Source organism: Streptococcus sp. HMSC076H09, from assembly GCF_001811765.1.
GTDB lineage: Bacteria > Bacillota > Bacilli > Lactobacillales > Streptococcaceae > Streptococcus > Streptococcus agalactiae.
Genome location: NZ_KV806588.1, coordinates 19,988 through 33,269 on the forward strand (window position 1 = coordinate 19,988; position 13,282 = coordinate 33,269).

Below are 13,282 nucleotides of genomic sequence, written 5' to 3' on the forward strand. Positions count from 1 at the left end.
AAACTTCTGAATTTTGTTAGTTTATTAAACAAAAGAACCCTAAACAAACAGTGTTTAAAGTTCCTTTTATTATTCTATATCTATTTTAACGTAAAGCATAGTCATAAATAGCTTTAGCAACCCCGGCTTGGTTATTATCCACCGTTATATATTTACATCTAGATTTAATCTCATCTGATGCATTCCCCATAGCAACGCTATTGGGAACTAAATCTAATAATTCAATATCGTTAGGAGCATCACCAATAGCCATAACTTGATTAATATCCAGTCCTAATTTTGCTATCAAGGATTTTAAGCCTCTTGCTTTTGTTACTCCTTGAGGCATAATCTCATAAATATAGTCTTGGCTTCGAACTCCACTAAATTTCGAGATTAAGGCTTCTTCAACAGCTTCTTGAAAAGCAGTTACATCTGCATCTAATCCCATGTACATTGCTTGAAAGACAATTTCTTCTTGATTGCGAAGAGCATCTAAACTTATTGACTTTGCTTTTGTAAAAACTAAATCAGCATCATAAGCAACAATTTCAGGAACTTCCTCACCAACAGCGTAAAATGTATTTTCAGCTGTTAACGTTAAACAAACGTTGGGAAATTCTTTAACAACCTCCTCAAGAAAGATGAGTTCATCATGTGTTAAAGTTGCAGAATCAATCAATTGCCAATCTTTCGTGCTATAAGTGCTACAACCATTATTCATGATAATATACTCCTCTTTTGTTAAACCTAGTTCATTAAAATAAGGAAGTATACCTGACATCGGTCGCCCAGTACACAGTACAATTTTAATACCTGCTTGAGTTGCTTCTTTAATAGCTTGGATATTTTCCTTTGGAATTTTCTTTTCATCATTTAAAAGCGTTCCATCCATATCAATAGCAATTAATTTTATCATCTCTTTCTCCTCTATCATTTCTTACGTGGTCTGACAACTGGCAAGTGCCATTGTTTCTTATACCCCAACATCCTTAGGCTAGTTACAACTAACACTAACAAATAATAGTCAGTTGTTGTTTTAGCAATTTTAAAATATAAAATGATCCCCACTAATATTGACCAACCTGCATATATTTCACTTCTTAGTACCCCAGGTTTTCGGCCAGCCAGAACATCTCTGACAATACCACCACCTGCACCAGTTAGTACTGCTGCGACAATGACAGCACTAAGAGGTTGATGAGATTGAGTCGCATATAGTGCTCCTTGAACACTAAACGCTGCTAACCCAATAGCATCTGATACAACTTCGGCATCCCGTCCCTTACCACTCAACAAGTTAGGGAAAATCATAATAAACAAAATAGCTGCTGCTGCTGCATAAAAAGCAATTCCTTGACTCCAAAGTGTTTCAATAGGCAAGCCAATTAGTACATTTCTAATAGCTCCACCACCAAATGCCGTTACAAAACCTAAGATAAAAAGCCCTAGAACATCAAATTCTTCCTCAATCGCCACAATAGCTCCCGAACTTGCAAAAGCTACGGTTCCAACCAAACTTAAAATGTTCCAAATATCGATTGACATCTGCACTTCTCACAACTAATTCTATTCTAGTTTATCATTTTTAGAATAAAAAAGAAGTGAGAAACTGCTCAAATTAAGAAATTAAAAGCTGTAACCACTTCTTTAGTTATTAATTTATGTCCTCTTCTAGTGAATACTTTGTGTCTTTTAAAGAACGTTTTAAAAGACATTTGAATGTTTTTCCACTTACGACAACTTGATTTTTAGTCAAATCAACATTAACCTCGTCAACACCCATCACACTTGATAACTTATCAGAAACTGTTTTGGCACAACCATCACATTTCATGCCACTAACTCGATAGGTATGTTTCATATTCTTCTCCCTTCATAAAAATTCAGTCTTATTATCTTTATTATTTTAAGACTTTTAAGCGAAGTGCGTTTAAAACTACTGAAACTGAACTAAACGCCATAGCTAAGCCTGCCAACATAGGATTGAGTAAGGGACCACCAAAAAGATGTAAAACACCCATTGCCACTGGAATCGCTAAAACGTTATAAAAGAAAGCCCAAAATAAATTTTCCTTAATAATTTGAATCGTTTGTTTACTGATAGTCATTGCTTTTAAGAGATCTGTTAACTCAGGTTTCATCAACACGATATCTGCTGATTCAATAGCAATATCTGTTCCAGAACTCATAGAGATACCTACATCACTGCTAGCTAGCGCAGGAGCATCATTGATGCCATCACCAACCATCGCAATCTGTCCGCCTTTTTCTTTAAGTTCTAAAATAACGTTTGCTTTCTGATCAGGTAAAACTTCTGAAACAACTGTCGTGATACCCAATTTTTGTGCTATGGCATCTGCACTAGCCTTATTATCACCAGTAAGTAAAACTAAATTAAATCCTAATCTTTGTAACTGCTTAACTGTTTCTTGGCTATCTGTCTTTAGCTGGTCCGTTAAAGTTATTAAACCGCTCAACACTCCATTTTCGGAAACGTAAACCACAGTTTGTGCTTCTTCTTGAGCTATTTCTATATCAGCCTTTGCTAAATCTAAATTAACATCGTTCTTAGTCATTAAGTTAGCATTACCTACAAGCATAGTTTTACCATTAATAATTGCACTCAAACCGTAACCCAAAATATTTTTAAAAGCCATGACTTCCCTTAAGGGAAGTTCTTTCTCTTTTGCTTTGTTAACAATTGTTTGGCTAAGTGGATGATTTGAAAGTTTTTCTACTGATGCTACTTGACCTAAAAACTCCTCTTTATCTACCCCATATGTTTTGATAGCAACTACTTCTGGTTTCCCTTTGGTCAAGGTTCCTGTTTTATCAAAAACTATTGTATCAATGTGGTGAGCCTTTTCCAACACTTCACCACCTTTAAATAAAATACCATTCTCAGCTGCTTTACCACTAGCCACCATAATAGCTGTAGGAGTTGCTAACCCTAAAGCACATGGACAAGCAATCACTAAGACTGCAATCATAATCTTCAGAGAGAAGGCAAAACTTTGCCCCAGAATTAAGTACCAACTCAAACCTGATAAAATTGCAATGACAATAACAAAAGGGACAAAGACTCCTGATACTTTGTCTGCTAAGTTAGCAATTGGAGCCTTACTTGCCTGTGCAACTTCTACTAAGTTAATAATTTGTGATAGAAGGGAACCGCCAGCTTCTTTTTCAACGAAAATCGTTAAGCTACCTTGCCCATTAATGCTGGCACCGTAAACCTTACTACCAACCTTTTTTTCAACTGGAATACTTTCACCTGTTAACATGGATTCATCAATACTTGATTCTCCTGCTACAACATGGCCATCAAGAGGAATTTTTTCTCCAGGTTTGACAAGAATTGTTTCACCTATTTTAACTTTATCCAAAGGAACCATATAGTCTTCACCATCTTTGATAACTCTTGCTTCTTTTGCTGATAAAGTTAATAATTTTTCAATTGAGGCCGAAGTACGCCCTTTGGATAATATTTCAAAATATTTTCCTAGAGTAATAAGTGTTAAAATAACTGCAACAGATTCGAAATAAAGCTGGTGAGCGTAGTGTATGTCACCCTGTAATATTTCGTACAATCCATATAAGCTATAAATGAAAGCCGCTGTTGTGGCTATAGCAACTAATGAATCCATATTGGGATGCCTTTTAAAAAGTGCTTTAAAACCATTTTGGTAAAAGATACGCCCAAAATACATCACCGGTAGTGTTAACAATAATTGTATCACACCATAGTTTAGAGGTCCCTTATCTGGCATCAAAAATGATGGTAACCATAAGTTAATCATTGGCCCCATGGAAATATAGAGAAGAGGTATAGTTGCAACTGCTGACATCCAAAAGCGATGCCACATCTTTTCAATTGCTAATTGGTGCCGTTCAGATTGGCTTTTAGAAGTTTCCTCTTTGAAAAGCGATGCTTCGTATCCAGTCTCAGAAACACACTCTTCAATCACGTTTGGCGATAAGGTTGTATCATCAAACGTAACTGTCATTTTCTCTGTTGCTAAATTTACTACTGCACTATCCACATGGTCTAACTTGTTGACAGCTTTTTCTATCGTTAAAGCACAAGATGCACAAGTCATCCCATCAATCAAAAATGTTTCTTTTCTATTAGCCATATTTTCTCCTTTCTAATGGCATTGACACTGACCAGGAATGCAATTACAAGCTACACGTTCAAGTGTTTTGCCTTTCTTAGCTTCTAGTGATGCTTGCAAATTTAATCGATCCTTCTCTGTCATTGGTATACTTTCCAATAAGTGTCTAACAATAGCAACATGTTTGGTCTGGCAAACTTTCTGCAATACACTATCTACCTCTGACATCATAGCTAAATCTTCATCAATTAAAGGAGAATAGCTAAATCCTTTTCCCATTTTTTCTCTGCTCACGTAGCCTTTATCTAAGAGCCTTCTTAATAAGGTTTTGACAGTTGAAGGAGTCCAATCATACTTCTCTAGTAAAACTGCTAGTATCTCATTACTGGTTGTATTCTGCTGTGCCCAAACCACTCTCATAATTTCCCATTCTGCGTTTGAAATAGTCATTTTCTCACCTCTTTCGATTTACGTTTGTAAACCAATTTTAGCAAATAAATCTACATTTGTAAACCGAAAAACATTTCTCATCTTTCTTTATTCTATTGACAAAGATGTTGGTTTTATTATAATAATATTACACAAAAATAACATTATATTAAGGAGAATACCTTGAAACCGTCCTTCAAAAAACTATTGCTACTATTTAGTATTATCACCATTTTATCCATCGCCTGTACACCACATGCAAAAGCAAGTGGGCGTTCATGGAAAAGTTGGTTTATCGAACAATACTTTTGGCTAAAGCGCGATAAAAGTTATTATAAAGTTCAAGATGAAAGCTCATTTCAAAAGTACTTAAATGCTAGCCGTGAACAATCTGATAAGGGTTATTACTTAGACCCAAACTCTGTTAATGGAGGGCTTGTTCAAGAGAGACTTTTTGATATGCAAGTCTATTCTTGGAATGACAACGGTAAAGCTAATCAAAAGACCATTTTCTATTTAGCTGGTGGCTCTTACTTAAATAATCCAACGCCTTACCATATCAGCATGCTTAAGACGCTCTCAACTAGTCTTGATGCAAAAATTATTTTACCAATTTATCCAAAAACTCCTCGTTATACCTATGATTATGCTATCCCTAGATTGGTTAACCCTTATAGACACTTTCATGAAAAAAACGCTAATCTCACTTTGATGGGTGATTCAGCTGGCGGAGGATTAGCACTAGGATTAGCGCATGCATTGTCTCACCAATCAGGGCAAGAGGCTATTCCTCAACCTAAAAATATTATCCTCTTATCTCCATGGCTAGATGTGACAATGAAACATCCAGAAATTCCCAAATACGAAGATACCGATCCTATCCTATCTGCTTGGGGTCTCGCACGTGTAGGTGAAATTTGGGCAAATGGTTCTAATAATACTAACCATACATATGTTAGTCCTAAAAATGCCCCTGCTACTAAACTCGCTCCTATTACGTTATTTACTGGAACACGAGAAATATTCTTCCCAGATATTCGCGATTATGCTGCACAACTCCAAGCAGCTAATCACCCCGTTAACTATATTGCACAAGAGGGAATGAATCATGTTTATCCAATTTACCCTATTGAAGAAGCTAAAACAGCACAGTATCAAATGATTGATATCATCAATAAAACTCCTTAATACTAGCTATCTCAACTTTAAAGCTATAAAAAATAAACCATGATTTTGACATGGTTTATTTTTTATTATTCTTAATCTTGATTCTAATCTTTTTTATCTAGATTGCGCAACATTTCATCAATCTTATTTCCGTATTCAATAGATTCATCTTTAACAAATTGTAAATCTGGTATTTTATACATAGTAAGGTTTTTGCCAAGTTCACGCTTAATAGTACCAGTTGCTTTTTCTAAACCAATTTGTGCTTTTTGATTATCAGAAGCAAGTGTCGAATGAATAGTATAAAATACTTTAGCCATTGAAAGGTCACCCAACATCTGAACATCAGTAATTGTGACATCTTGTACACGTGGATCATTAACTCGGAAACGCAAAATCTCATTGACTTCACGTTTAATTTCCATTCCAACGCGATCAATACGATGATTAGCCATAATTAATCCTTTCTTCATTGTGCTCATAACTTGAAAGCTAGGACGAGCCTAGCCATAATTTTGTATTTCCCTACCAACTAAAGATACAAGTTGGGTTTCTCATAGGGGTTATTTACGTTTAATTTCTTCCATAATGTATGCTTCAATAGTGTCATCTTCTTTGAGATCGTTATAATTCTCAATCATTAGACCACCTTCTTGAGCATTGCCGACTTCTTTAACATCATCTTTATAGTGTTTAAGACTTGCTAATTTACCATCAAAAATGACAACACCATCACGGATAACACGAACACTTGAATCACGAGTAACTTTACCATTGATAACCATAAATCCACCAATAGTTCCCACTTTTGAAACTTTAAAGGTCTCACGAATAATGGCTTCACCAAGGATTTTTTCTTGGTATTCAGGATCAAGTTTACCTTTCATCGCTTCTTCAACTTCTTCGATAACTTTATAGATAATGCTATGTTGACGAATTTCGACATCATCAGCATCGGCTTGTTGACGAGCTTGTGGAGTAGGGCGTACGTTAAATCCTATAATAACAGCATTTGATGCTTCAGCAAGAGTTACATCAGACTCATTAATAGCACCAACTGCTGAGTGAACAACATTAACTTTTACTCCTTCAACATCAATCTTAAGGAGAGAAGCTACAAGTGCTTCTACAGAACCTTGCACATCAGCTTTGATAATAACATTAACTGACTTAACTTCACCAGCTTTAAGGGTATCAAATAAGTTCTCGAGGCTAACACGTTGCGTGTTTTGGCGTTGTTTTAAGAGAGCACGTTTTGCACGTTCTTCACCTGCAGCACGCGCAGCTTTCTCATCTGCATAAACAGCAAAATGATCACCAGCCATTGGAGCTTCGTTCAAACCAGTAATAGAAACTGGTGTAGATGGACCCGCAACTTTGACACGACGCCCAAGATCATTAGTCATCGCACGAACACGTCCAAATGTATTACCAACAACGATTGGATCTTGTACATTTAAAGTACCTTGTTGGACAAGAAGCGTTGCAACGGCTCCCTTACCTTTATCAAGACGGGCTTCAATAACAGTACCAATAGCACGAACATCTGCATCTGCTTTTAATTCTTCCATTTCAGCAACTAAAAGAACTGTCTCAAGTAATTCTTGAATATTTTTACCAAACTTAGCTGAAATTTCAACAAATTCAGACTCACCACCCCATGCAGTAGAGATGACACCATGCTCAGCTAATTCACTGATAACGCGTTCTGGATTTGCACCAGGTTTATCAATTTTGTTGATAGCAACAATAATTGGGACACCCGCAGCTTTAGAGTGATTAATTGCCTCAACTGTCTGCGGCATAACACCATCATCAGCGGCAACGATAAGGATAGTAATATCAGTTACTGATGCACCACGCGCACGCATAGAAGTAAAGGCCGCATGCCCTGGTGTATCCAAGAAAGTAATTTTCTTGCCAGCTTCTTCAATCTGATAAGCACCAATATGTTGAGTAATTCCACCAGCTTCGCCAGTAGCGACACGTGAATTACGTAGAGTATCAAGAAGAGTTGTTTTACCATGATCAACGTGTCCCATGATAGTAACAACAGGCGGACGTTCCGTTAAGTTATCAGGATTAAGGTAATCCTCATCTGCAAAGAAGCGTTCAATATCAGCTTCATCAACTTCAACCTTAGCATGTGCTTCAATCCCGTAGTCAACCATCAATAGCTCAATAGTGTCTCCATCTAATGATTGATTCTGCGTTGCCATAACTCCCATCATAAAGAGTTTTTTAACAATTTCTGCTGGTTCGCGTTTAATACGTTTTGCAATTTCCGCAACGGTCATGCCCTCAGTATATTCAAATTCTTTTGGTAATTCATGGAATTTACGCTCTGTTACTGGTTTTGGAGCTCCATTAGTCTTACCTTTTTTATTTTTCTTATTATGATTCCAGTTACTATTTCTTTGATTTCTCACTTGGTTTTGATTATTCCAGTTTTTCTTATTTTTTGTTTGCTTTTGACCATCTTCATTTTCATTTGAAAATTGACGAGACTTATCAGAACGAGTTTGTTTTTTACGACGACTATCTGCTGTCTGTGATGGCGTAGCGGCTACTTTATTGACAATTTCTTTTACCTTAGCAACAGGTTTAGAAGCAAGTTTTTCCTTAGCTTTTTGAGCTTCTTCTTGCGCTTTTAACGCTGCTGCTTTAGCTAGTTCTTGCTCCTTAGCTGCTTGACGTTTGGCTTCTTGCTCTTCACGGAAACGCTGCTCACTATGACGTGAGTATTCAGCATTTTGCTCAGCTTTCAAAGCTGCTGCTCGAGCTTTAAAGTCAATGCGATTGCCTGCAGGTTGCTGAGGACGCGTTTGGGGTTTCTGTTTATGATCAGCATAACGCCCATCATTTTTATTACGGTTATTTTGCTGACCTTGTCGGTTATCATTACGATTACCATTTGAACGCTTTTGACCTTGATGGCGTCTGTCGTCAGAGCGTGTATCATTATGGCGATTATTCTTACGGTGATCCCCATTATGTTGACGCTTCTCCGCTTCAGCTTTAGCACGAGCCTCGCGCTCCGCCTTAAAGTTACGACTTTGTGGTTTCGGTTTAGCTACAGGTTGAGTTGAAGGTTTATCATCGGACAAGCCTTGTTTGGTTTCAACAGTTTTAGATTCTGTTTTCACACCTTGATTAGTTTGAACAGAATTTGTTGGAGCTTTAGTTTTAGAAGAGCTAAAACTCTCAACAATACGTGTAGCATCATTTTCTTCAACGCTAGAAGCATGACTTTTTACAGGTAAGCCAAGCGATTGAGCTTGCTCAACCACTTCCTTACTCGTTTTTCCAATTTCCTTAGCGATTTCGTGTAATCTTTTCTTTGACAATTGATGTCCTCCTATTCTGTTATGCCATAAGAGTCCTCATTTTCTTTGAAAATCCAGCGTCTGCGACAGCAACCACTTTTCTTGGTTTGCCTAACGCATCACTTAATTCCAGTGTTGAAAACACTGTGGAGACTTCTGTTTTGTAGTAATTACTTTTATCAGTTACTTTTTTCGTCAAATTTGGGCCAGCATCATTTGCTAGAAAGATTAGCGATACTTGTTGATTTTGAATTGCTTTAATAACCAATTCTTCACCTGTAATAAGGCGCCCCGCACGCTGTGCTAACCCAATGAGATTTAATACTTTTTCTGAATTATTCAAGGCCTAACTCTCTTCTTTTGACCTTATGGTCGACATATGCCAATAGTTCATCATAGAATTCATCAGAAACTTCCATTGAAAAACTGCGATCAAACACTCGTTTCTTTTTCGCTAGGATAGCTTCATCATTGTCCAATTTTATGTAGGCACCTCGACCATTTTGCTTTCCGGTAGGATCTATAAAAACCTGTCCTTCTTTATTTTTAACAATTCGTAAAAGATCTCGCTTATCGATCACTTCACCAGAAACAACTGATTTTCTTAAAGGTATTTTTTTTGTTTTAGCCATAAAACACCTCTCTCATTTATATTATTCTGCCTTATCTGAAATAACTTCAGATTCTTGAGCTACTTCCTCAGTTTGAAGTTCTTGCGCTTCCATTTTTTCGTATTCACTTGCAGATTTAATATCAATACGATAGCCAGTCAAATGAGCTGCTAAACGCACATTTTGTCCTCGGCGACCAATAGCTAGCGATAACTTGCTATCTGGAACAACTACAGTAGCACGTTTTGTATCTTCATCATCAAAAAGTACCATATCAACTTCGGCTGGTGCAATAGCATTGTAAATGAATTCCGCTGGATCTTCAACCCATTGAATAACATCAATGTTTTCTTCAACCGGGATCTCCAATCCTGTTTTAGCATCAACGCGTTTAGGATGGAAATTACTGATAACTTTTTTAATGTTACTTCCACCGCGTCCAACAATTGTTCCAATCGCATCAACATTTGAATTATGACTGCGTACAGCAACTTTAGTACGATCTCCAGCCTCACGAGAGACGCTCATAATCTCAACAGTTCCATCAAATACTTCTGGAATTTCTCGCTCCATAATGCGTTTGATAAACTCTGGATGACTACGGCTAACAAAAACGTTGACTCCTTTAGGATTATTCTCCACTTTATAGACATAAACGTCAATCATATCATGAGATTTAAAGCTCTCTCCAGGAATCTGATCTTGATGCGATAATTGCGCCTCAAGTGAACCGAGATTGACATAGATAAAACGTTGGTCAAATCGTTCAACAGTACCAGTCATAATTTCACCTTCGTGTTGTTTGTATTCATTGAAGGTTACTTCACGCATTTGACGACGCATTTTTTCCATAATAGTTTGTTTTGCTGACTGAGCTGCCACGCGTCCAAATTCTGTAACAGATTCCTCAAAGCGAATCTTATCACCAAGTTCATACGCTGAGCTAATAGCAAGTGCGTCTTTTAGGCTAATTTCCAAACGGCTATCAAAAACTTCATCAACAACTTCACGAACAGTATAGACGGTAAAGTCTGCTTTCTTCTCGTTAAATTCAATAACGCATGATTCTGATTGACCATAACGACGCTTATAGGCAGATTTTAGTGACTCAGTAACTGCATCAATAATATCTTCTTTATTAATGTGTTTTTCTTCTTCCAAAATACGGAAGGCTTCTAGCATTTCTTTGCTCATAGTGTCCATTCTTGCTTCGCAAGAATCATCCTTTCTTAAAGTTTAACCGCAAGACGGGCTTTTGCAACCGTCTGATAGGGAATATCTACAGTTTTATGACGTGTTTTGTCCATATAATCAATTGTCAAGGTTTCACCATCAAATGATAATAAGTCACCTTCAAATATTTTAACTTTATCAATGGATTTATACAGACTTACATTGATATAAGACCCAACAGCATTTGATAATGCTTCTGCTGTTTTAAGTGGCCTTTCCAACCCAGGACTTGAGACTTCAAGCATATACTGTTCTGGAAATGGATCTGGTTGAATTGTGTCAAGTAAGGGACTTACAACGTCTGTCAATTGTGCTGTATCTTCAACCGTAATGCCTCCGGGTTTATCAATTAAAATACTGAGCACATAGTCGCCACCCATTTTTTCGTATTCTACATCTACTAATTCAAACGGTGCTTGAATAGCAGGAGTTACGACTTGAGTAACAATATCAACAATGGTTTGATTTGCGATAACAGCTACCTCTTCTTTCTAACTTGCTTTAGAACTTATAATGACTATAAATTCTATGAATCACACACATAAGAGGCGAAGTAAAACTCCGCCCCTCTCTGTATTATTTAATACTATTATAGCACAAAATACGATTATTGCAATCATTTACTTTAAATTAGCATCACCGTACACTAATCTTATATCAAAAAATTAAAATTTTGTCCTCAGTTCTTTGTAAGAGCTTAGAAAACTTTATGCTAATACTTCAAGCTCAAAGAAAAACGATGATAAAATAAAAGAAATTTTTCGAAACTTGGACTTTTGACGAGTGAAAAAGGTGAACACTTAATAAACACTGATACATTAACAAGATTAAAGGAGAGGAGGGGATTCGAACCCCCGAGCCCCATTAAGGACTACACGCTTTCCAAGCGTGCGCACTCAGCCACTATGCGACCTCTCCATAAAGGAGTAGCAAATAACTACCCACTTACTATTTACTTATTCTAAAATCGTGCTTCTACACGATAGATAACCTGTCCTTTATTTGAAAATTTGCGTTCGTACTCAGTCATGATATTTTGCTGGTAATCACTTGCATGTAAATCTAACCAAACTTGTTTTAAAGTCATACCGTATTGAGAAAAGCTAGCAAGACTATATTCAAATAAACCTCTATTATCTGTTTTAAAATGAATTTCCCCCTGCTCAGGAAGTATGTCTTTATAGGTATCCAAGAAAGTCTTATAGGTCAATCGACGTTTCTCATGCTTTTTCTTAGGCCATGGATCACTAAAGTTAAGATACATCAAATCAACTTCGCCAGTATCAAAGTAGTTTGATAGACTAGAACCATCAACTAATAGTAATTTGATATTCTTAGCACCGCTATCTAGAACTTTATCCAGAGCATAGGAAAGCACTGACAATTGAATATCAATTCCAATATAATTGATATCTGGATTTTGCTCTGCCATACCAGTGATAAAAGCCCCTTTTCCGGAACCAACTTCTATGTGAATAGGGTTATTATTTCCAAAAATCTCATGCCAACGCCCTTTGGCTTCTTCTGGATTTGAAATAACATAGTGAGGATTATTTTCTAAGTGTTCCTCTGCACCCTTACGTTTTCTAACTCGCATTATGCTTTTTAATTAACTCTCTAAACTTTCGTAATTCATAAATTTCTTGATTGACATGCTCCATATCTCGTTTATCAAAACATTTGATTATCTGTGATAAATATGAAAATTGCCCATACCAAATAATTTTGCTCCAGACTTTCTCATTATCTTTATAACCGTAGTAAGACAGCCAATCTTTCCAATGTTTTTGTGGAATATAATGACTTAAAATATATGCAACGTCATACATGCGATCTGTTAAACGAACAGAATCCCAATCAACTAAATAAATTAAACCACTTGTTGTAATAACCCAGTTGCTATGTTTGATATCTCCGTGAACGATTGTTGCAACCTCTGTTCGAAACTCAGGTAAACTACGCTTTAACTCAGTCACAATAGATTGCAAATAAGTGTTTTCTCGGATTTGAATAGGAGTTTGTTTTTCCCAATCCATCAACAAATCATAAGGGTTTTCAATTTTATACCCTAACTGTAACAGTTGATTTACTAAGGGACGAGACTTGTGCAGGCGCAATAAAATATGAATAATCTGTTTACTACCCATATCTTCTTTAGTCAATGTTCGACCATCTAACCATTCTTGAGCACTCATCATATCGCCATTACTTGTACGGCGTGCCCACAGTAGTTGTGGCGCAATCTGTTCCTTAGCTAAGGCTGGCAAAATAGGTGTCGTATTATATTTGACAAAGACACGTTCACCATTTGGATAAGTACCAATATAGGCTTTGCCACTTTTTCCTCTTAAGGGAGTAAGCGTCAATTCTTGATTTGATATTGTCACCAGCAGTCCCTCCTTTTCATTTAGTCGTTTCC

Annotated in this window: 13 protein-coding genes, 1 tRNA gene and 2 pseudogenes; 1 reads left to right on the forward strand and 15 read right to left on the reverse strand. The window is 36.7% G+C overall.

The window, feature by feature from the left end:
• Window positions 1–85: 85 nt before the first annotated feature.
• From HMPREF2818_RS00550 to HMPREF2818_RS00570, 5 genes are all read right to left on the reverse strand, one after another.
• Entirely contained in the window at window positions 86–898 is an 813-nt protein-coding gene (locus HMPREF2818_RS00550; RefSeq protein WP_000593333.1) for a Cof-type HAD-IIB family hydrolase, read from the reverse strand.
• A gap of 14 nt (window positions 899–912) precedes the next feature.
• On the reverse strand, window positions 913–1,527 hold the full coding sequence (locus HMPREF2818_RS00555; protein WP_000020724.1) for a trimeric intracellular cation channel family protein: 615 nt from the start codon (window positions 1,525–1,527) through the stop codon (window positions 913–915).
• A 109-nt stretch (window positions 1,528–1,636) separates the two neighbouring features.
• Window positions 1,637–1,843: a heavy-metal-associated domain-containing protein gene (locus HMPREF2818_RS00560; RefSeq protein WP_000683376.1), complete on the reverse strand. Its 207-nt coding sequence runs from the start codon at window positions 1,841–1,843 to the stop codon at window positions 1,637–1,639.
• Between the two features lie 40 nt (window positions 1,844–1,883).
• Complete coding sequence (locus HMPREF2818_RS00565; protein ID WP_000013409.1) at window positions 1,884–4,118, reverse strand: heavy metal translocating P-type ATPase; 2,235 nt, start codon at window positions 4,116–4,118, stop codon at window positions 1,884–1,886.
• 12 nt (window positions 4,119–4,130) lie between these two features.
• A complete protein-coding gene (locus HMPREF2818_RS00570) occupies window positions 4,131–4,547 on the reverse strand; it encodes a CopY/TcrY family copper transport repressor (protein ID WP_000155910.1) in 417 nt (138 codons plus the stop codon).
• A 162-nt stretch (window positions 4,548–4,709) separates the two neighbouring features.
• Between HMPREF2818_RS00570 and HMPREF2818_RS00575 the strand changes: the two genes are divergently transcribed.
• On the forward strand, window positions 4,710–5,714 hold the full coding sequence (locus HMPREF2818_RS00575) for an alpha/beta hydrolase (RefSeq protein WP_000804613.1): 1,005 nt from the start codon (window positions 4,710–4,712) through the stop codon (window positions 5,712–5,714).
• An 83-nt stretch (window positions 5,715–5,797) separates the two neighbouring features.
• Here the strand turns inward: HMPREF2818_RS00575 and rbfA are convergent, their stop codons facing one another.
• The 10 genes and pseudogenes from rbfA to ccrZ form a co-directional block, all read right to left on the reverse strand.
• Window positions 5,798–6,148, reverse strand: coding sequence for a 30S ribosome-binding factor RbfA (gene rbfA / locus HMPREF2818_RS00580; RefSeq protein WP_001273669.1), 351 nt, complete (start codon window positions 6,146–6,148; stop codon window positions 5,798–5,800).
• Window positions 6,149–6,256: 108 nt separating this feature from the next.
• Window positions 6,257–8,758, reverse strand: a pseudogene (gene infB, locus HMPREF2818_RS00585) (translation initiation factor IF-2); the annotation flags it as partial.
• Window positions 8,759–8,887: 129 nt separating this feature from the next.
• Window positions 8,888–9,040: pseudogene (locus HMPREF2818_RS10450) on the reverse strand (translation initiation factor IF-2 N-terminal domain-containing protein); the annotation flags it as partial.
• A gap of 19 nt (window positions 9,041–9,059) precedes the next feature.
• Window positions 9,060–9,362 (reverse strand): YlxQ-related RNA-binding protein, encoded by a 303-nt coding sequence (locus tag HMPREF2818_RS00590; RefSeq protein ID WP_001065560.1) that lies wholly within the window; start codon window positions 9,360–9,362, stop codon window positions 9,060–9,062.
• Complete coding sequence (gene rnpM, locus HMPREF2818_RS00595) at window positions 9,355–9,651, reverse strand: RNase P modulator RnpM (protein WP_001140526.1); 297 nt, start codon at window positions 9,649–9,651, stop codon at window positions 9,355–9,357. The genes HMPREF2818_RS00590 and rnpM overlap by 8 nt, the downstream gene beginning before the upstream one ends.
• 21 nt (window positions 9,652–9,672) lie before the next feature.
• The gene (gene nusA / locus HMPREF2818_RS00600) at window positions 9,673–10,824 is read right to left on the reverse strand and encodes a transcription termination factor NusA (RefSeq protein WP_000032295.1); all 1,152 of its coding nucleotides are present in this window, start codon (window positions 10,822–10,824) and stop codon (window positions 9,673–9,675) included.
• A gap of 35 nt (window positions 10,825–10,859) precedes the next feature.
• Window positions 10,860–11,336, reverse strand: a complete 477-nt coding sequence (rimP, locus tag HMPREF2818_RS00605) for a ribosome maturation factor RimP (protein WP_041971671.1) — start codon at window positions 11,334–11,336, stop codon at window positions 10,860–10,862.
• A 358-nt stretch (window positions 11,337–11,694) separates the two neighbouring features.
• Window positions 11,695–11,781, reverse strand: a tRNA-Ser gene (locus HMPREF2818_RS00610).
• Window positions 11,782–11,824: 43 nt separating this feature from the next.
• Window positions 11,825–12,460, reverse strand: a complete 636-nt coding sequence (gene trmB, locus HMPREF2818_RS00615) for a tRNA (guanosine(46)-N7)-methyltransferase TrmB (protein ID WP_001266024.1) — start codon at window positions 12,458–12,460, stop codon at window positions 11,825–11,827.
• On the reverse strand, window positions 12,450–13,250 hold the full coding sequence (gene ccrZ, locus HMPREF2818_RS00620; protein ID WP_000155919.1) for a cell cycle regulator CcrZ: 801 nt from the start codon (window positions 13,248–13,250) through the stop codon (window positions 12,450–12,452). The genes trmB and ccrZ overlap by 11 nt, the downstream gene beginning before the upstream one ends.
• Window positions 13,251–13,282: the final 32 nt, after the last annotated feature.

Excerpts from the sequence above, each read along its gene's own strand:
- HMPREF2818_RS00550 (WP_000593333.1), bottom strand. The coding sequence starts at position 898 with ATGATAAAATTAATTGCTATTGATATGGATGGAACGCTTTTAAATGAT.
- HMPREF2818_RS00555 (WP_000020724.1), bottom strand. The coding sequence starts at position 1,527 with ATGTCAATCGATATTTGGAACATTTTAAGTTTGGTTGGAACCGTAGCT.
- HMPREF2818_RS00560 (WP_000683376.1), bottom strand. The coding sequence starts at position 1,843 with ATGAAACATACCTATCGAGTTAGTGGCATGAAATGTGATGGTTGTGCC.
- HMPREF2818_RS00565 (WP_000013409.1), bottom strand. The coding sequence starts at position 4,118 with ATGGCTAATAGAAAAGAAACATTTTTGATTGATGGGATGACTTGTGCA.
- HMPREF2818_RS00570 (WP_000155910.1), bottom strand. The coding sequence starts at position 4,547 with ATGACTATTTCAAACGCAGAATGGGAAATTATGAGAGTGGTTTGGGCA.
- rbfA (WP_001273669.1), bottom strand. The coding sequence starts at position 6,148 with ATGGCTAATCATCGTATTGATCGCGTTGGAATGGAAATTAAACGTGAA.
- rnpM (WP_001140526.1), bottom strand. The coding sequence starts at position 9,651 with ATGGCTAAAACAAAAAAAATACCTTTAAGAAAATCAGTTGTTTCTGGT.
- nusA (WP_000032295.1), bottom strand. The coding sequence starts at position 10,824 with ATGAGCAAAGAAATGCTAGAAGCCTTCCGTATTTTGGAAGAAGAAAAA.
- trmB (WP_001266024.1), bottom strand. The coding sequence starts at position 12,460 with ATGCGAGTTAGAAAACGTAAGGGTGCAGAGGAACACTTAGAAAATAAT.